This window comes from Rhodococcus sp. USK10 (assembly GCF_019378875.1).
Lineage (GTDB): Bacteria > Actinomycetota > Actinomycetes > Mycobacteriales > Mycobacteriaceae > Rhodococcus_F > Rhodococcus_F pseudokoreensis.
Map to the genome: position 1 here is coordinate 4060902 of NZ_CP076048.1, position 18331 is coordinate 4079232.

Annotated in this window: 15 protein-coding genes and 1 pseudogene; 10 read left to right on the top strand and 6 right to left on the bottom strand. The window is 68.6% G+C overall.

Annotated features, from left to right (window positions below):
- Window positions 1-42: 42 nt before the first annotated feature.
- On the top strand, window positions 43-861 hold the full coding sequence (locus I1A62_RS25670; protein ID WP_124389584.1) for a DUF2786 domain-containing protein: 819 nt from the start codon (window positions 43-45) through the stop codon (window positions 859-861).
- Window positions 858-1382, top strand: a complete 525-nt coding sequence (locus I1A62_RS25675; protein ID WP_219460882.1) for a TIGR04338 family metallohydrolase — start codon at window positions 858-860, stop codon at window positions 1380-1382. The genes I1A62_RS25670 and I1A62_RS25675 overlap by 4 nt, the downstream gene beginning before the upstream one ends.
- A gap of 68 nt (window positions 1383-1450) precedes the next feature.
- On the opposite strand, the gene I1A62_RS25680 is transcribed toward I1A62_RS25675, so the two are convergent.
- Complete coding sequence (locus I1A62_RS25680; protein ID WP_219460884.1) at window positions 1451-3028, bottom strand: MFS transporter; 1578 nt, start codon at window positions 3026-3028, stop codon at window positions 1451-1453.
- Window positions 3029-3096: 68 nt separating this feature from the next.
- Here I1A62_RS25680 and I1A62_RS25685 point away from each other — a divergent pair, with 68 nt between their 5' ends.
- Complete coding sequence (locus I1A62_RS25685) at window positions 3097-3756, top strand: helix-turn-helix domain-containing protein (protein WP_219460885.1); 660 nt, start codon at window positions 3097-3099, stop codon at window positions 3754-3756.
- A 45-nt stretch (window positions 3757-3801) separates the two neighbouring features.
- Here I1A62_RS25685 and I1A62_RS25690 read toward each other — a convergent pair whose 3' ends face one another.
- Complete coding sequence (locus I1A62_RS25690; protein WP_219460887.1) at window positions 3802-4281, bottom strand: nitroreductase family deazaflavin-dependent oxidoreductase; 480 nt, start codon at window positions 4279-4281, stop codon at window positions 3802-3804.
- Window positions 4282-4374: 93 nt separating this feature from the next.
- Here I1A62_RS25690 and I1A62_RS25695 point away from each other — a divergent pair, with 93 nt between their 5' ends.
- Window positions 4375-5169, top strand: coding sequence for an LLM class F420-dependent oxidoreductase (locus I1A62_RS25695; protein ID WP_218271354.1), 795 nt, complete (start codon window positions 4375-4377; stop codon window positions 5167-5169).
- Between the two features lie 68 nt (window positions 5170-5237).
- Here the strand turns inward: I1A62_RS25695 and I1A62_RS25700 are convergent, their stop codons facing one another.
- Window positions 5238-6452, bottom strand: a complete 1215-nt coding sequence (locus I1A62_RS25700; RefSeq protein ID WP_124389578.1) for an acetyl-CoA C-acetyltransferase — start codon at window positions 6450-6452, stop codon at window positions 5238-5240.
- A 255-nt stretch (window positions 6453-6707) separates the two neighbouring features.
- On the opposite strand from I1A62_RS25700, the gene I1A62_RS25705 reads away from it, so the two are divergent.
- From I1A62_RS25705 to I1A62_RS25720, 4 genes are all read left to right on the top strand, one after another.
- Window positions 6708-8174, top strand: a complete 1467-nt coding sequence (locus tag I1A62_RS25705; RefSeq protein WP_219460889.1) for a class I adenylate-forming enzyme family protein — start codon at window positions 6708-6710, stop codon at window positions 8172-8174.
- Between the two features lie 66 nt (window positions 8175-8240).
- The gene (locus I1A62_RS25710) at window positions 8241-10049 is read left to right on the top strand and encodes a DUF3556 domain-containing protein (protein ID WP_219460891.1); all 1809 of its coding nucleotides are present in this window, start codon (window positions 8241-8243) and stop codon (window positions 10047-10049) included.
- Window positions 10046-11479: an NAD(P)/FAD-dependent oxidoreductase gene (locus I1A62_RS25715; RefSeq protein ID WP_219460894.1), complete on the top strand. Its 1434-nt coding sequence runs from the start codon at window positions 10046-10048 to the stop codon at window positions 11477-11479. The genes I1A62_RS25710 and I1A62_RS25715 overlap by 4 nt, the downstream gene beginning before the upstream one ends.
- Window positions 11476-12789, top strand: coding sequence for a PucR family transcriptional regulator (locus I1A62_RS25720; RefSeq protein WP_374710831.1), 1314 nt, complete (start codon window positions 11476-11478; stop codon window positions 12787-12789). The genes I1A62_RS25715 and I1A62_RS25720 overlap by 4 nt, the downstream gene beginning before the upstream one ends.
- A 70-nt stretch (window positions 12790-12859) precedes the next feature.
- On the opposite strand, the gene I1A62_RS25725 is transcribed toward I1A62_RS25720, so the two are convergent.
- The 3 genes and pseudogenes from I1A62_RS25725 to I1A62_RS25735 all read right to left on the bottom strand — a co-directional run bounded on the left by I1A62_RS25725 (window position 12860) and on the right by I1A62_RS25735 (window position 15625).
- Window positions 12860-14551, bottom strand: coding sequence for an acyl-CoA dehydrogenase family protein (locus I1A62_RS25725; RefSeq protein WP_219460897.1), 1692 nt, complete (start codon window positions 14549-14551; stop codon window positions 12860-12862).
- A 78-nt stretch (window positions 14552-14629) separates the two neighbouring features.
- Window positions 14630-14970 (bottom strand): annotated as a pseudogene (locus I1A62_RS25730) (AMP-binding protein); the annotation flags it as partial.
- 19 nt (window positions 14971-14989) lie between these two features.
- The gene (locus I1A62_RS25735) at window positions 14990-15625 is read right to left on the bottom strand and encodes a TetR/AcrR family transcriptional regulator C-terminal domain-containing protein (protein WP_219460900.1); all 636 of its coding nucleotides are present in this window, start codon (window positions 15623-15625) and stop codon (window positions 14990-14992) included.
- Between the two features lie 135 nt (window positions 15626-15760).
- On the opposite strand from I1A62_RS25735, the gene I1A62_RS25740 reads away from it, so the two are divergent.
- Both I1A62_RS25740 and I1A62_RS25745 read left to right on the top strand, forming a co-directional pair.
- Window positions 15761-17572: an ABC transporter substrate-binding protein/permease gene (locus tag I1A62_RS25740; protein ID WP_219460902.1), complete on the top strand. Its 1812-nt coding sequence runs from the start codon at window positions 15761-15763 to the stop codon at window positions 17570-17572.
- Window positions 17573-17576: 4 nt separating this feature from the next.
- The gene (locus I1A62_RS25745; RefSeq protein WP_219460904.1) at window positions 17577-18302 is read left to right on the top strand and encodes an amino acid ABC transporter ATP-binding protein; all 726 of its coding nucleotides are present in this window, start codon (window positions 17577-17579) and stop codon (window positions 18300-18302) included.
- Window positions 18303-18331: the final 29 nt, after the last annotated feature.

Consider the following 18331-nt stretch of genomic DNA (forward strand, 5'->3'; position numbering starts at 1 on the left):
GCCTGGACTCGCTAAGCACGCACAGGGCGATAGCCTGCCCTGGTGAGTTCCGACAAGATGTTGACCCGCATCGGTGGGCTCCTCCGGCAGGCGGAATCCACCGACAACCCGCACGAGGGCGAGGCCTTCATGGCGGCGGCCCAGCGGCTCGCCACCGCCTCCTCGATCGACCTCGCGGTGGCGCGCGCCCACGCAGCCGGCCGGGAGAAGCAGGCGACGCCCACGCAACGGCTGATCACGATCGGTGAACCCGGCAAGAAGGGTCTGCGGACGTACGCGCAGCTGTTCCTGGCGATCGCCGCCGCCAACGACGTGCAGTGCGACATCGCGCAGACGTCGGCCGTCATCTACGCGTACGGGTTCGCCGGCGACATCGACGTCTGCGAGGCCCTGTACGCGAGCCTGCTGATCCAGATGGTCCGAGCGTCGGACGCCTACATCAAGTCCGGCGAGTACCGCGACGAGACGACGGTCCGGACGCAAGTCGAGACGCGCGGACGCCGCCGGGTCGCGACCCGGGTGCGACGCCCCGTCGCCGGGGTCACCGCCCGGTTGAACTTCCAGCTCGCCTACGCCGCGCGGATCGGGCAGCGCCTCGCCGACGCCAAGAAGGAGGCCGAGGAGCAGGCCGTGTCGGTGCCGGAGTCGTCGGCGGAGACGGCGCTGGTCCTGCGCGACAAGCAACTCGAGCTGAAGGACTATTACTCGGAGAACTCGCAGGCCCGCGGCACGTGGCGGGGCGGCCGGGCGTCCGCCGGACATTCGTCGAGTGCACAGCGAGCGGGGGATCGCGCCGCCCGGACCGCCCGGTTGAGCAACTCCCCCGAACTGTCTGTCGCGCGGAGACAGATCCCGTCGTGAAGCGGCCCCGCGACACTCAGCGCACCGCCGTGTACGACGCGGAAGCGTTGGTGCGCACCATGTTCGACCGCGCCGACGAACGCGGACTGCGGGTCGTCGACGTCCTGGGTTCGCAGGTGACGCTGCCGGTGGAACGCAGGTTCGCGTCCATCGATTCGGTGCAGGACTACGTCGACCGCGTGCTCGCCCTGAACTGGGTGCGATCCACGTGGACGCGGGCGGCCACCCCGATCCACGTCCGGGCGAGGTCCGGCAACAAGGCCGCGCACTACGAAAGCGATTGCGCGACAATCGCGGTACCCGAGCACCGGAACGGCAACGCCTGGGCGTTCCGCGAACTGGTGGTGCTGCACGAGATCGCCCACCATCTCGACCCGTCCGATCCCGAATACCCGACGGTCGCGCCGCACGGACCGGAGTACGTGGACCGCTACCTCACCCTGGTCGGGGAGATCATCGGCCCCGAGGCGGCGTTCGTCCTGCGGACCATGCTCCTCGCCGACGGGGTGCGGCTGAACTGACGCCCAAACAGTCTCGGGCGAACGTACCTTTCGGCGCATCCGAGGCGACGGACGGCACGTTCGCCCGCTCAGGATGCCGCCGACGGTTCGGGACACGGCGCCGCACCCTCGTCCGTGTCGGAGACGATCGGCGGCAGATGCCGGAAGTACACGGCGTCGACGACCGCGACCAGCAGGGCGATCGCGGCGGCGACCCACCCGACGACGTGCACGCTGGTGGTGAAGGCCTCGCGGGCGGAGTCGAGCAGTGCGGTGCCACCTGGACCGAGGTGTGCAGCCGAATTCGCGGCGCCGGCAAGGCTTTCGCGTGCCCTCTCCGCCAGCTCAGCGGGAACGTCCGGGGCGATGGCCAGCTGGGTGCGGTACACGAGCGCGCCGAGACTGCCCACGACGGCGAGCCCGATGGCGTACCCGAACTCCGCACTCGTCTCGGACATCGCGGCCGCCGAACCGGCTTTCGCGCTGGGCACCGAACCGACGACGATCCCGGTGCCGAGCGTGACGAGCGGCCCGCACCCGAGGTTCATGCCCGCCAGTCCAGCGATGATCGCGACCAGCCCGCCGTCGGCGTCCGCATGCGTGTAGAGGAAGCACCCTGCCGCGGCGACGAGCATGCCGCCGGAGATCGCGAACACCGGCCGGATCCGTTGCGCGAGTAGCGGAGCCCCACCGAAACTCACGATCGCCGCGAGCGCCGCAGGCAGCATCGCGAAGCCCGCCTGCAGCGGTGTGAGACCGGCGACGAGTTGCAGGAACTGCGCGGTGAAGAACATCAGCGATCCGATGACGGTCACCAGCATCATGCTGATCACGACGGTCGTGAACGCCCGGTTGCGGAAGAGCGTCAGGTCGACGAGCGGGTCGTCGAGGCGCCTCTGCCTGCGCACGAAGACCCACCCGAACGCGACACCCACGACCACTGCGAGAGCGGAGGTCGCGGCCCAGCCGTGGCTGGCGAACTCCTTCAGCCCGAACACCGCGGGCAGGATCGCGGCGAGCGACAGGGCCACGCTGGCCAGGTCGACACGACCTGCCGCCGGGTCGCGCTCCTCGGGCAGCAGAATCGGCCCGAGGACGAGCAGCAGGACCATCGCCGGAACACCGAGGAGGAACACCGAACCCCACCAGAAGTGCTCGAGCATGAATCCGCCGACGACGGGTCCCGCGGCGGCACCGCCCATGAACCCGATCATCCACAGTCCGATCGCCACCGACCGTTGCCGGGCGTCGCGGAACATGGTGCTGATCAGGCCGAGTGTCGACGGCGCCAGCGTCGCCCCGGCGATGCCGAGCAGGGCGCGTGCGGCGATGAGCATTTCCGGACTCGTGGAGAAGGCGGCGAACACCGACGCGGCGGCGAACCCGGCGCCGCCGAGGAGGAGCAGGGTGCGGCGTCCGATCCGGTCGCCGAGGGTGCCCGCGGTCAGCATGAAGCCGACGAGCAGGAACCCGTAGATGTCCATGATCCACAACTGCTCGGTGGCACTGGCGTCGAGATCGCGGCTCAGACTCGGCAGGGCGAGCAGCAGCACGAACACATCGACGGACACGAGCAGCGAGGCGAGGCCGAGGACGGCGAGACCCGCCCATTCGCGAGCGCCGGCCGTGGTGGTCCGAGCTTCGGAGGCAGCGGTGAATTCGCTCATGTCAGCCACCGTAACCAGGCGTGATCCTAAAACACAACCATCTAGTCTTGATTTGATACCATCGACGTATGGCGTCCCGACGTACCTACGGTTCCTACGACGACGGCTGCGCCGCCGCACACGCCCTCGACCTGATCGGGGAGCGGTGGTCGCTGATCGTGGTCCGCGAACTGATGCTCGGGCCCAAGCGCTTCACCGACCTCCGCAGCGGCGTACTGGGCGCCAGCGCGAACGTGCTGTCGCAACGACTGCGCGACCTCGAGGAGGCGGGCATCGTCCGCCGGGTCACCCTCGGACCTCCGGCGCGCGCCCAGGTCTACGAGCTGACCGAATGGGGTCTCGAACTCGAACCGGTGCTCCGGGCGCTGGGGCGCTGGGGAGTGCGCTCGCCCGCCATGCCGCACGGCGCGCAGGTCAGCAACGAGACCACCGTGCTGTCGATGCGGACCATGCTCGAAGACGTCCCGCTGGGCGACGTGAAGGTGCGCCTCGAACTGCGACTCGGCAAGGGCGACGTCATCCGGATCGACACCACCGACGGACTCGTCATCGAGCGGGGCAGCGCCGCCGACCCCGATGCGGTGGTGACCGCCGAATCCACCGTCTTCACGTCCATGGCGTTCTACGGCCGCGACCTCGACGAGGCGATCGACGCCGGCGACGCCACCGTCGACGGCGACCCGAATGTCGTCCGGCGCTTCCTCGGCCTGCTCCCCGCACTGACCTGACACAACGAAAGCGATTGCGCGACAATCGCGGTATCCGAGCCTGAGTCAGTCGCGGGGGCGCAGCCTGACGAAACGGATCTCGCGGCCCGCCGCCCGAAAGTCGGACGCGCTGCCGTCGACGTCGAAGCCCATGCCCCGGGCTATCCGCATCCCGAGTTTCGGATGCTCCGCCGCGTAGTGCGCCATGAAGTCCGCGCCGGTCTCGGGATCGAGGAATTCCGCTGTCACGGACAGTCGCCGACGGCCCACTTGGACCGTCGCGTTCGGCTGCGCCCGCAGGTTGCGGTACCAATCGGACTTGGGACCGAACCCGGCGGCCAGCACGTACCCGTCGCCGACGGCGTCGTGATTGACCACCTCGAGCACGACCTGCCGACGCGCTCCGGTCTTGCGCCCGACGTGTCCGAGGAGCAGAAACCGGCCGCCGAGCAGGAACCCGAGGTGGCAGCGGTAGAGGTAGATCGGTGCGCGGAAGAACGCCCGCCGGAAGCCGGTGGGCGGGTCGGGCCGCTGGGTGACCTTCACACGCCCAGTCTTCCACGGCAGTTCGTTGTGCGTCCGGCCGTCGCGCGAGCAATATGGATCGAGAAGGCCCACCGTCTACTCCGAGGAGCCAGAATGACTCGTCCAGTTCGCATCGGCGTCCAACTTCAGCCGCAACACGCGCCCGACTACGGGATGATCCGCGACGCGGTGCTGCGGGCCGAGGACGCCGGCGTCGACATCGTCTTCAACTGGGATCACTTCTACCCGCTGTACGGCGACCCGGCAGGCGCCCACTTCGAATGCTGGACGATGCTCGGGGCGTTCGCCGAACAGACGGAACGGGTCGAGATCGGCGCGCTCGTCACGTGCGCCGGCTACCGCAACCCGGACCTCCTCGCGGACATGGCCCGCACCGTCGACCACATCAGCGGAGGACGCCTGATCCTGGGCATCGGCGCCGGCTGGTTCGAGCGCGACTACGACGAGTACGGCTACGAATTCGGCACCGCCGGGTCGCGCATCAATCTGCTCGGCGAGTACCTCCCGCGGATCACCGCCCGCTTCGCCAAGCTGGAACCCGCACCCACCCGGCACATTCCGATCCTCATCGGCGGCGGCGGCGAGAAGAAGACGTTGCCGCTGGTCGGCAAATACGGCGACATCTGGCACAGTTTCAGCGACATGGACACCTACCGACGTAAGTCGGGGATCCTCGCCGACCACGCTCGTAGTGCCGGCCGCAGCCCCGACAGCATCCAGCACTCGACGTCGTGGCCGGGCGTCGACGACGCGGCGGCACAGGTCGACGCCGGCGTCACCCTCTTCACCGTGGGTGTGGGCGGTCCCGACTACGACCTCACCACGCTGAAGGAGGCCATAGCCTGGCGCGACGAGAACACCCCGCCGCCGCTGTCGGGCCTGGCGTAGGCGCTTCGCGCCCGTGAGTGGTTAACGAGTCCAGGGACTCCCTAACCACGCACGGGCGGCGGAGCCGCCTACAGCCGCTCGAGGACCATCGCCATGCCCTGACCGCCTCCGACGCACATGGTTTCGAGGCCGAACTGCTTGTCGTGGGTGGTGAGGTTGTTGAGCAGGGTGGCGGTGATGCGGGCACCGGTCATGCCGAACGGGTGACCGAGGGCGATGGCGCCGCCGGAGACGTTCAGCTTGTCCTCGTCGATGTTCAGCTCACGCGCGGACCCGATCACCTGCACCGCGAACGCCTCGTTGATCTCGACGAGGTCGATGTCGGAGATGCCCAGCCCCGCGATCGCGAGGGCACGCTTGGACGCCTCGATCGGGCCGAGGCCCATGATCTCCGGCGACAGACCGGACACCCCGGTGGACACGATCCGCGCCAACGGGGTCAGACCGAGTTCCTTGGCCTTGGTGTCGGACATGATGACCAGGGCGGCGGCGCCGTCGTTGAGCGGGCACGCGTTGCCGGCGGTCACCGTGCCGTCCGGGCGGAACACCGGCTTGAGCTGCGAGACGGCCTCGTAGGTGGTGCCCGCGCGGGGACCGTCGTCGGTGCTGACGACGGTGCCGTCGGGGAGGGTGACCGGGGTGATCTCCCGCTCGAAGAAGCCGCTCTTGATGGCCTCCTCGGCGCGGTTCTGCGAGCGCACCGCCCAGCGGTCCTGCTCCTCGCGGGTGATGCCGGTGACCTGGGCGACGTTCTCGGCGGTCTGACCCATCGCGATGTAGGTGTCGGGGACCAGGCCCTGCTCGCGGGGGTCGACCCACTGCTGACCGCCCTGGGCGAGCTTCTCGGTACGGGTCTGCGCGTCCGCGTACAGCGGGTTCTGGGTGTCGGGCAGCGAGTCAGAGTTGCCCTTCACGAACCGGGAGACCGTCTCGACACCGGCGGAGATGAACACGTCACCCTCGCCGGCCTTGATGGCGTGCAGCGCCATGCGGGTGGTCTGCAGCGACGAGGAACAGTAGCGGGTGATGGTGGTGCCGGGGATGAAGTCGTAGCCGAGTTGGACGGCGACGTTGCGGCCCATGTTGAAGCCCTGCTCACCACCGGGCAGACCGCAGCCGAGAATGAGGTCGTTGACGTCGGTCGGGTCGAGTGCGGGCACCTTGTCGAGGGCCGCCTGCACCATCTGCGCGGCGAGGTCGTCGGGGCGCATGCCGACCAGCGACCCCTTCATGGCGCGACCGATCGGGGAACGGGCAATGGAGACGATGACGGCCTCGGGCATGGGAAACTCCTACCGATTGACGTGGTGGACGGCAGTCGGTGCGGACCTGCAGCCCCTCAGTTCTAAGCATATGCTTATTTTCTAAGCATTTGCATATATTGACCACGGCTGCGGCGCGGTGTCAACCCCCGGACGGCCGCGGTTGTGCTCAACCGACAACGCAGGGTCCGAACTCGAGCCCCCGAGACCGTTTCTCACACTCGAAACCGCCGATAGTGTCGTGGATCACACCACAACGAAAGGGCGGACGAAATCGTGTCGCACATCGGCTATTTCGCTTGGGACCTCGCCGCACAGCGCGCAGATGCGCCGTGCCTGCGCGACGACCGCCTCGACCTGACCTACCGGCAGTTCGCGCAGCGGGTCGACGCATTCGCCGCGCAGTTGTCCGGGCACGGTGTCGGTCGCGGTGACGTCGTCGCGATCATGCTGCCCAACCGCGCCGAACTGCTCGTCGCCCTCATGGCGGCCTGGCGGATCGGGGCGGCCGCGACCCCGGTCAATCCCACCTTCACCGCGACGGAGGCCGACTATCAGATCGCGGACGCCGCCGCAGTACTCGTCGTCAACGAGGGACCGGACGCACCCACCGGCGGCCGGCAGGCGATCGCCGTCGACGACATGGCGACTACCCCCGACCCCGACTGGACGCCGGGCCCGACCGCCGGCGCAGACGACGTCGCCCTGCTGATCTACACGTCCGGTTCGACCGGGCGGCCCAAGGGTGTGATGCTCACCCACGACAATCTGCAGTTCATGAGTTCGTCGATGGTGCAGCACTTCTCGCTCACCGCCGACGACCACTGCCTGCTGATTCTGCCGCTGTTCCATGTCAACGCGATCTGCGTCAGCTTCCTTGCTCCGATGCTGGCCGGCGGTCAGCTGAGCGTCACCGGACGTTTCTCTCCGGCCCGATTCTTCGACGACGTCGCCCGCCTGCGCCCGACGTACTTCTCCGCCGTCCCGACCATCTACGCGCTGTTGGTTTCCCAGGACGCCGCCTCCGACCTCTCGTCGCTGCGGTTCGCGGTGTGCGGTGCGGCGCCGATCTCGAAGGAACTCCTCGACCGCGCCGAGCAGCGTTTCGGGCTCGTCATCGTCGAGGGCTACGGGCTGACCGAGGGGACGTGCGCGTCGGCGTGCAATCCGCCGGGCGGTGTCCGCAAACTGGGCACGGTCGGCCCCGCGCTGCCGGGTCAGACCATCGCGATCGTCGACGAGTCCGGCGCGCCGGCACCGGTGGGGACCGTCGGTGAGGTGGTGATCCGGGGCGCGAACGTGATGCGTGGCTACCTCGGACGGCCCGAGGAAACCGAACGCACCGTCGTCGACGGCTGGCTGCACACCGGCGACGTCGGACGCCTCGACGAGGACGGCTATCTCACCCTCGTCGACCGCATCAAGGACATGATCATCCGCGGCGGCGAGAACATCTACCCCAAGGAGATCGAGAACGCACTCGCCACCCACGACGACGTCCTCGAGGCGGCCGTGATCGGCGCCCCGCACGAGGTGTACGGCGAGGTCCCGGTCGCCTACGTCGTCGCCTACCCCGACAGCCCGGTCACCGACGATCAGCTCGACGACCATCTGCGCGACCGGCTGACGAAAGTCAAACTGCCCGTAGCCATTCACATCGTCGACGCCTTGCCCCGCAACCCCGTCGGCAAGATCGACAAGCCCGGTCTGCGCAGCCGCCACCGGCCCGCCGCCGTCAACTGATCCAGTACCACCCCAGACCTCGGGCGCCACCCGAGGCGATGACCCCTACCCGCAAGGAGCCTCCCCATGGGATTCAAGACCGGGAACTTCCCCGAAGTCGACCCCGCCACCTTCCTCGACCTCCCGTTCCGCGACCGCCTGCGCGCCATGTCGACGCATTGGGTCGACTACGGCTTCGGGACCCCGAAGATGGTGCACACCATCTACATTCTGAAGCTACTCGTCCTCTACCTCGGCGCCGGACTGTCGATCGCGACGTTCACCTCCGGGTACAACGTCCTCGACGTCGGCGCGTGGTGGAACGCACCGATCGTGTACCAGAAACTGATCCTGTGGACCCTGCTGATCGAGACGATCGGCCTGGGCGGTTCCTGGGGTCCGCTCGCCGGCCACTTCAAACCGATGATGGGTGGCGCCCTGTTCTGGCTCCGCCCCGGCACCATCCGGCTCCCACCGTGGCCGGGGAAGGTACCGCTCACCGCCGGGGACACCCGCACCGTGTTCGACGTCCTGATCTACGTCGCAATTCTGATCAACATCGTGCTCGCGCTCGGGTTCGGCGGCGTGCACACCCCGTCCATCGACGCGGTACTGCCCGGCAACCACGGCCTGGTGAACCCCACACTCCTGTTGCCGCTGATCGCACTGCTCATCGTGATCGGGCTGCGGGACAAGGTCATCTTCATCGCCGCCCGCGGCGAGCAGTACTTCCCGGCCGTCGTGTTCTTCGGCTTCCTGCCGTTCGTGGACATGATCATCGCGCTCAAGCTGCTCATCGTGTCGGTGTGGGTCGGCGCCGGGATCTCCAAACTCGGCCACCACTTCTCGATGGTGGTCCCGCCGATGCTGTCCAACACCCCGTGGATGCCGTTCAAGAAGATCAAGCGCGCCCACTACCGCAGCTTCCCCGAGGACCTGCGACCGTCGATCGTCGCCGGTGGTGTCGCCCACGTGCTCGGCACGGTCGTCGAGGTGGTGACCCCGCTGGTGCTGCTGTTCTCCACCAACCGCACACTGACGCTGCTCGCGGTCGCGTTGATGGTCGCGTTCCACCTGTTCATCCTGTCCACGTTCCCGCTCGCAGTGCCGCTCGAATGGAATCTGCTGTTCGCCTACGCGTCGATCTTCCTGTTCGTCGGGTTCCCTGCCTGGGACGGGTACGGCGTCGCCGACATGTCCTCGGTGTGGCTGACCGCGGCGATCGTCGCCGCGCTGGTGTTCTTCCCGATCCTCGGCAACCTGCGCCCCGACCTCGTCTCGTTCCTGCCGTCGATGCGCCAGTACGCCGGCAACTGGGCGTCGGCCACCTGGGCATTCGCGCCGGGTGCCGAGGAGAAGCTCGACCGATTCGTGAAGCGGCCCAGCCAGAACACCCGCACCCAACTGCTCGCCACCTACCCGCCGGAGGTCGCGGACGTGGTGATGCACCAACTGCTCGGCTGGCGGTCGATGCACAGCCAGGGCCGCGCCCTGTTCTCGCTGATGATGAACCACCTCGGCGACGACATCGACACGTACTCGCTGCGGGAGGCCGAGTTCAGCTGTAACTCGCTGGTGGCGTTCAACTTCGGTGACGGCCACCTGCACAACGAGTTCCTGATCGCCGCTCTGCAGCGGCGCTGCAACTTCGCTCCCGGTGAATTCGTGATCGCGTGGATCGAATCGCAGCCCATCCACAAGGGCATCCAGGAGTACAAGGTGATCGACGCCGCCCTCGGGGTCATCGAGCGAGGCACCTACAGGGTGTCCGATGCCATCGCCGAGCAGCCGTGGCTGCCGAACGGACCCATTCCGTTCGACGTGCGGTGGAGACTGGAGGGAGACGTCCAGAAGGAGAGCGAGTTGACGAAGTCGAACGTGGCGGTGCGACCGTGACGACCGCGGTCGTGGTCGGTAGCGGGCCCAACGGGCTCGCCGCCGCGGTCCACCTCGCCCGGCACGGCGTCGACGTCCAGGTCCTCGAAGCCGCCGACACCATCGGCGGCGGCACCCGCTCCGCCGAACTCACCGTCCCCGGACTGCTGCACGACGAATGCTCCGCGTTCCACCCGATGGGCGCCGGGTCGCCGTACCTGCGGACCCTCGACCTCGAACGGTTCGGGCTGACCTGGAAATGGCCGGACATCGACTGCGCACACCCCCTCGACACCGGCGACGCCGGACTGCTGCACCGCTCCGTCGAGGACACCGCCGCCGGTCTGGGCGACGACGGAACCCGCTGGCAGCGGATGTTCGGCGGCCTCGCCGACGGCTTCGACGACCTGGCCGCCGACCTCATGCGCCCAATCGCGAACGTTCCCCGGCACCCGATCAAACTCGCGAGTTTCGGCCCCCGCGCGCTGCTGCCGGCCACCGTGACGGCCCGCTGGTGGCGCACCGAGAAGGCCCGCGCACTGTTCGGCGGCGTCGCCGCGCACGCGTACTACCGCCTCGACCGGCCCGCGACGTCCGCGGTCGGGTTGATGATCGTCGCCGCCGGGCACCGCTACGGCTGGCCGGTCGCCGAGGGCGGGTCGCAGTCGATCACCGCCGCGCTCGCCGCGATGCTCACCGACCGGGGCGGCAAGATCACCACCGGCACCCGGGTCCATAGCCCCCGGGACATTCCCCCGGCCGACGTCGTCCTCCTCGACCTCGCGCCGTCCGCCGCCGCCGACATCCTCGGCGACCGGCTGCCGCCGCGGGTCGCCAAGGCCTACCGCCGGTACCGGCACGGCCCCGCCGCGTTCAAGGTCGACTTCGCCGTCGACGGCGGGGTGCCGTGGGCCGACCCCGCCTGCGGTCGCGCCGGAACCGTGCACCTGGGTGGCACCTTCGCGGAGATCGCCGACGCCGAACGCGCCGTCGCGACGGGCCGGATGCCGCAGCGGCCGTTCGTCCTCGTCGGACAGCAGTACGTCGCCGACCCCGGACGGTCCAACGGGAGCCTGCACCCGCTGTACGCGTACGCCCATGTCCCGCACGGATACACCGGCGACGCGACCGAGGCGGTAGTCGCGCAGATCGAACGGTTCGCCCCCGGGTTCCGGGACCGCGTCGTCGCCACCGTCAGCAGTGGTCCCGTGCAACTGGCCGCGTCCAACGCGAACTACGTCGGCGGCGACATCATCGGCGGCGCCAACACCGAAACCCAAGTGGTCCTGCGCCCCCGCATCGCCCTCGACCCGTACAGCACCGGGATTCCGGGCACCTACCTGTGCTCGGCGTCCGCACCGCCCGGCGCCGGCGCGCACGGCATGTGCGGGTACAACGCCGCGCAGTCCGCGCTGCGCTACCTGCGCCGCGCCGGAGGGGACGTGCTGTGAGCAGTCCCGCCTCCGGCGACCGCCGCGCCGGTGCCCGTCGCCGGATGGCGCGGGTGCCGGCGATGGCGGAGACCGAGGTCCTCGACATCGTGGCCGGCATCGCACGGAAACTCGATGCGCGGCAAACGGAAATCACCCGCGCGATGAGCGCACTACTCGCGCACGAGATCGACCAACTCGACGAGGACCCGCAACTCGTCGAACTGCTCGAGGCCAGTGTCCACGGCAACGTCTCGACGATCGTCCATGTCCTGGCCAACGACATTCCCGTCGACCATCTCCAGCCCACCACCGCCGCCGTGGAGTACGCGCTGCGGCTGGCGCAACGCGACGTGTCGTCGAACTCGCTGGTGCGCGCGTATCACATGGGCCAGGACGATCTGATGAAGATCTGCTACGACGAGGTCAGCGCCCTCGAACTACCGGGACCGCTGACCCTCGCTGTGCTCAAACATATTTCGGAGGTCGTGTACAGCTACATCGACTGGATCACGCTGTACGTGTTCGACGCCTACGAGCAGGAACGGCGGCGGTGGCTGGGCGCCCGCGGCAACGTGCACTCGTCGACCATCCACACCCTCCTCACCGGAACCGGCTCCGACGGGTCCGCGTTCGAGGCCGAGACGCAGTACCGGCTCGACCAGACGCACGTCGCGATGATCCTCTGGTCCACCGGTGCCGACACCGAGGCGAGCCTCAACGCGCTCGACCACTACGTGCGCGACCTCGCCCGCCACCTCGCCACCGACTCGGCGCCCATCGTCACCGCCATCGACCGCCGAACCCTCTGGGCCTGGCTCCCTTTCGGCCGCCGCAAGCCCGTCCTCGACACCACCGAACTCGCCGCCGCCCTGCCCGCGAAGCCGGGCATCCGGACCGCGATCGGCCTGCCCGCATCCGGGGTCGCCGGATTCCGGCGGTCGCACGAACAAGCGCGGGCCGCCTACTCCGTCGCCACCGTCCCCCACACCCAGGTCCGGCCGATCGTCGGTTTCGGCGACCGCGGCGTCGCCGTCGTCTCCCTCCTCGCCGAGAACCTGGACTCCACCCGGGCATGGGTGTGGGAGGTCCTCGGCCCGCTCGCCGAGAACACCGACCAGGCCGCGACCCTGCGGGCCACGCTGAGCACCTACTTCGCGACCGGCGAAAGCCACCTCCACACCGCGCAGCAGATGAACCTGCACCGCAACACCGTCAAATACCGCATCACCAAGGCACTCGGCGACCCGGCCACCGGCACGCACAGCAAGCTGGATCTCGCACTCGCCCTGCAGGTGTGCGAGTTCCTGGGCCCGACGGTCCTGCGGTAGGCGGCTTCGCCGCCTGTGCGTGGGAAAGGAGTCTCTAGACTCGTTAACCACGCACGGGCGGCGGAGCCGCCTACGCGCGCTTCAGGATCGCCTGCAGGTCGGCGGCCGGGGAGAGGGTGCCGTATTCGTGGCTGCGGTCGGGGCCGAGGCGGGCGTCGACGAAACAGTCCGCGACGGCGGCGGGCGAGAACCGGGTGAGCAGCGAGGCCTGCAGCGCGAGGGCCATCGATTCGACGACGGTGCGGGCGCGGCGCTGGGCGTCGGCGGGGTCGAGTCCGGCGAGGTCGCCGAGCTGAGTGCGAACTCGGTCGAGGTGCGCGTCCAGCACAGCGTTGGCGCCGCGGGCCAGGTTCACCTCGGCGTCGAACGCGGCGACGCTGTCGGGTTCGCGGGTCATCGCGCGTAGGACGTCGAGGGCGATGACGTTTCCCGACCCCTCCCAGACGGCCATGACGGGCTGTTCGCGGTAGCGGCGGGCGAGCGGGAAGTCCTCGGTGTACCCGTTGCCGCCCAGGCATTCCAGCGCCTCGTAGGCGTGGTGCGGGCCGCGTTTGCAGATCCAGTACTTCGCGACGGCGGTCGCCAGCCGGCGGAAGCTGCGTTCCTGCTCACCGGCGTCGTCGTCGTGAGCGCGGGCGAGTCGCAGGGCGGTGACGGTGGCCGCCTCGGACTCGATCGCGAGGTCGGCGAGCACCGACGTCATGGCGGGCTGATCGGCCAGGACGGTACCGAACGCGGCACGGTGCCGGGCGTGCCACACGGCCTCGGCGACGGACTGCCGCATCCCCGACGCGCTGCCGAGCACGCAGTCGAGTCGGGTGCGCGCGACCATCTCGATGATGGTGCGGACCCCGCGACCGGGTTCGCCGACCATGACGCCGACGGTGCCGTCGAGTTCGATCTCGGACGACGCGTTGGACTTGTTGCCCAGTTTGTTCTTCAGGCGCTGGATGCGGAAGACGTTGCGGGTGCCGTCCGGGAGGATGCGCGGCAGCAGGAAACACGAGAGCCCTTCGCCACCCGCACCTTCCGCCTGCGCGAGCACGAGGAACGCGTCGGACATCGGCGCGGAACAGAACCACTTGTGACCGGTGAGCAGGTAGTCGGCGCCGGGACCGCCGCTGCCCGCGGGTTTCGCGACGGTGGTGTTGGCGCGGACGTCGGAGCCGCCCTGCTTCTCCGTCATCGACATGCCGAAGATCGCGGATGCCTTGCCCGGTGCGTCGAGTTCCGGGGTGTAGCTGCGGGACAGGGCGCGCGGCTTCCAGATCGCGGCGACGTCGGGTTGCAGTTCGAGGGACGGGATGACGGCGTTGGTCATCGAGATCGGGCAGGAGTGACCCGGCTCGATCTGCGCGAACAGCATGAATGCGGCTGCGCGAGCGACATTCGCACCGGGTTTCGGATCGGCCCACGCCGACGTGTGCGCGCCGTGTGCGACGGCCGCGGAGATGATCCGGTGGTAGGACGGGTGGTACTCGACCTCGTCGATCCGGTTGCCCCAGCGGTCGAACGTCTTCAGTTCCGGGATGATCGTGTTGGCGAGTTCGGCATCGTGCTGGAACGTGGCGCTGCCGACGAGCTCACCGATGTCGGTGAGTTCCGCAGTGGCCCAGTCGGCGTCGTGGCGGCGGACGCCTTCGGACAGCACCGTGTCGAGCGTGAACTCGTTGACGTCGGTGCGGGGCACCGACTGGTTGAGCACGGTGTGCGTCCGGTGCGGTGCGGGATGGGTGACGTTTGTGTCGGAAAAGGTAGTCATAACAATGTCTTTCGTGAGTCAGCTCGCGGTGCGGATCAGGTGCTTCTGGATCTTGCCGGTGGGTGTGCGGGGCAGCACGGTGGCGACGCGCACGACGTTGCGGTGGCTGTGCACGCAGCCCTTGGGCGCGCCGGTGGTGCCGGACGTGTAGAGGATCTCGGCCGGGTCGTTCTCGTCGACGTCGATGCCGTCGATCGGATCGAGGCGCCAGGCTCCGAGCATGGCGTAGACGAAGCCGGGGGTGTTGAAACACATGAGGGCGACGCGGTCACCGCGCCCGACCCCCAGTTTCCGCAGGAGGGCCGCGGCGTGGCGGCTGCCGTCCTGCACGGAACCATACGTATGGTTTCGGCCCTGGAAGTGGAGAAACGCCTTGTCGGGCGTCTTGCGGTGCTGTCGAATACGCGAACGATGTTCATCGCGCTCCTTGAAGAGGGGTCAGTCGATGGAGGTGCCCAGGACGGTCTCGGGGATCTGCAGGTTCGCGAAGATGACGGCGACGGCCTCCGCGAGCGAGTAACCGAAGCTCTCGCCGGTGGCGGTCTTCTGGATCACCAGTCCGAAGATCGCCGACCAGAACGCCTTGGCCTCCACGTCGATGCCGGCGCGCAGTTGCCACCCGGTGCGCATCAGGGTGCGGATGAGTGCGTCCTCGCCCGAGGAGTGCAAGGTGCGGAGGGTGTCGGTGATGAGGTCGCGGAGTTCGCCGCGGCGGCCCGTCATGAGCATCGCTTCCACGAACAGCTCGACGCTGGGTGCGCCCGGTCCGAGCAGGGAGCCGACGAGTTTCTCCGTGTAGTCGCCGACGGTCTCCGCGGTGGCGGCGTCGTCCTCGGCCCGCTTGCCTGCGCGCAGCACGGCAGCGCAGGCCACCTCGACGAAGAGCCGTTCCTTGGACCCGTAGTAATACGTCACCTGGTTGGGGTGGGCCCCGGCGGCCGCGCAGATCTGCGTGATCGCGACGCCGTCGCCGTGTTCGAGGAAGAGTTCGGTGGCGGCGGTGAACAGGGCGTCGCGGGTCTGCCGACCGGACTCCCGGGTTCCGCGCGCTGCTCGGCCCGTCTGCGACACCATGGCTGCCCCTCCAATTGTTTGTACGACAAACAATAACTTCTCTTTGTTTGTATGACAAACAAGGGGAGTGACGGGCGTCGCCCGAGGCGTCCTCCAACCCCGGAAAACCCGCCGGCCAGGGTTACGCTGCTCACCATGTTTTCTTCCGTCGGAGCGAAGATCCGTGTGGTGGTGGCGCTACTGCTCACCGCCCTGCTGGCGTTGACCCTGTCGTCGTGTTCGAGCGGCGGCGACAACTCGGGGTCGGCGCCGCAGGATCTGTGTTCCCCGCCGGGAGTCGGCGCGGCCACCGCCGCCCCGACCAACCTTGCCGCCTCGGGCGCCGCGGCCGAGGACCGCTACACGACGCCGTCGACCACTCCGCTCGACCAGATCGACACGTCGAAACTGAACCTCATCACCCCCGGCGTCCTCACCGTCGGCACCCTGTCCGACGCGCCGCCGAGCATCTGCGTGAACTCGGACAACCAGTTCACCGGCTACGACAACGAACTGCTGCGGGCCGTCGCCGACAAGCTGGGCCTGCGCGTCGACTTCGTCGGCACCGAGTTCGCCGGGCTTCTCGCCCAGGTGGCCGGGCGCCGCTTCGACGTCGGGTCCTCGTCCATCACCACGACCGACGAGCGCCGCAACACCGTCGGCTTCACCAACGGCTACGACTTCGGCTATTTCTCGCTCGTCGTTCCCAACGGCGGACCGATCCAGAGCTTCGACGACCTGAACGCGTCGACCCGCATCGGCGTCGTCCAGGGCACCGTCCAGGACGACTACGTCGTCAACACGCTGAAGCTGAACCCGGTGAAGTTCCCCGACTACGCCACCGCGTACGCCAACCTCAAGACCGGGCAGATCGACGCCTGGGTGGCGCCGTCGCAGCAGGCCGAGGGCGCCATCGCGCCGGGCGATCCCACGTCGATCGTCGAGAACACCTTCAGCGTCAACAACTATGTCGGCTGGGCGGTCAACAAGGAGAACCAGCCGCTCGTCGACGCACTGAACTCCGGGCTCGACGCCGTCATCGCCGACGGCACCTGGGCCCAGCTGTACTCCGACTGGGTGCCCCGCGAACTGCCCGAGGGCTGGAAGCCGGGCAGCAAGGCGGCGCCGGCGCCCGACCTCCCGGACTTCGCCGCGCTCGCCGCCCAGAACGCGAACGACACGACCGAAACCCCGGTCGCCGAACCCAAGTCGACACTCCAGCAACTGAAGGACACGTTCTTCGACTGGGACCTCTACACCCGGGCCTTCCCCGACCTGCTGACGACCGGTCTGCCGAACACGCTGATCCTGGCGTTGGCGTCCGGCGTCGTCGGCACCGTCCTCGGCATGCTGCTCGCGATGGCCGGCATCTCCCGCACCCGCTGGCTGCGCTGGCCCGCCCGCGTCTACACGGACGTGTTCCGCGGCCTGCCCGCCGTCGTCATCATCCTCATCGTCGGACTCGGCGCCGGACCCGTCGTCAAGGGACTCACCGGCAACAACCCGTATTGGCTCGGTGCGGCCGCGCTGTCGCTGCTGGCGTCCGCGTACATCGGTGAGATCTTCCGGTCCGGGATCCAGAGCGTCGAACCCGGGCAGCTCGAGGCGTCCCGGGCGCTCGGCTTCAGCTACCGGAAGTCGATGACACTCGTCGTCGTCCCGCAGGGTGTGCGGCGGGTGCTGCCCGCGCTGATGAACCAGTTCATCTCCCTGATCAAGGACTCGTCGCTGATCTACTTCCTCGGCCTGCTCGTCAGCCAGCGGGAACTGTTCGCCGTCGGCCGCGACCTCAACGCGCAGACCGGCAACCTGTCACCGCTCGTCGCCGCCGGCCTGTTCTACCTGGCGCTCACCATCCCGCTGACGCACCTCGTCAACTACATCGACAACCGTCTGCGCACCGGCCGCGCCGACACGTCCGGCACGCTCGACCCGGTGGAACAGTCCATCGTCGTGGAAAGGGGATAGGGCGATGGCCGTCTCTCTCACTGGAACCAACCTGCACCTCGCGTTCGGCACCAACCAGGTGCTGCGCGGCGTCGACCTCCACGTCGACGCCGGCGACACCGTCACCGTCATCGGACCGTCCGGCTCCGGCAAGTCCACGCTGCTGCGGGTCCTCAACCGGCTGCACGAACCCGACCAGGGCGACGTCCTCCTCGACGGGAAATCCGTGCTGCAGGACAACCCCGACAAGCTGCGGCAGCGCATCGGCATGGTGTTCCAGCACTTCAACCTGTTCCCGCACAAGACCGTCGTCGACAACATCGCCCTCGGCCCCCGCAAGCTCAAGGGCATGTCGAAGGACGAGGCGCGGTCGCTGGCACTCGAGCAACTCGAACTCGTCGGCCTCGCCAACAAGGCCGACTCACGCCCCGGCAACCTGTCGGGCGGGCAGCAGCAGCGCGTCGCGATCGCCCGCGCCCTCGCGATGAAACCCGAAGTGATGTTCTTCGACGAGGCCACATCGGCACTCGACCCCGAACTGGTGAAGGGCGTTCTCGCCCTGATGGCCGACCTCGCCAAGGGCGGCATGACGATGGTCGTCGTCACCCACGAAATGGGCTTCGCCCGCGAAGTGTCCGACACCGTGCTTTTCATGGACCACGGCGCCGTCGTCGAAACCGGCACACCGGGCCAGCTGTTCGATAAGCCCGAAACCGAACGGCTGCAGCAGTTCCTGTCGCAGGTGCTCTAGGCCGCTCCGCGGCCTGTGCGTGGTTGACG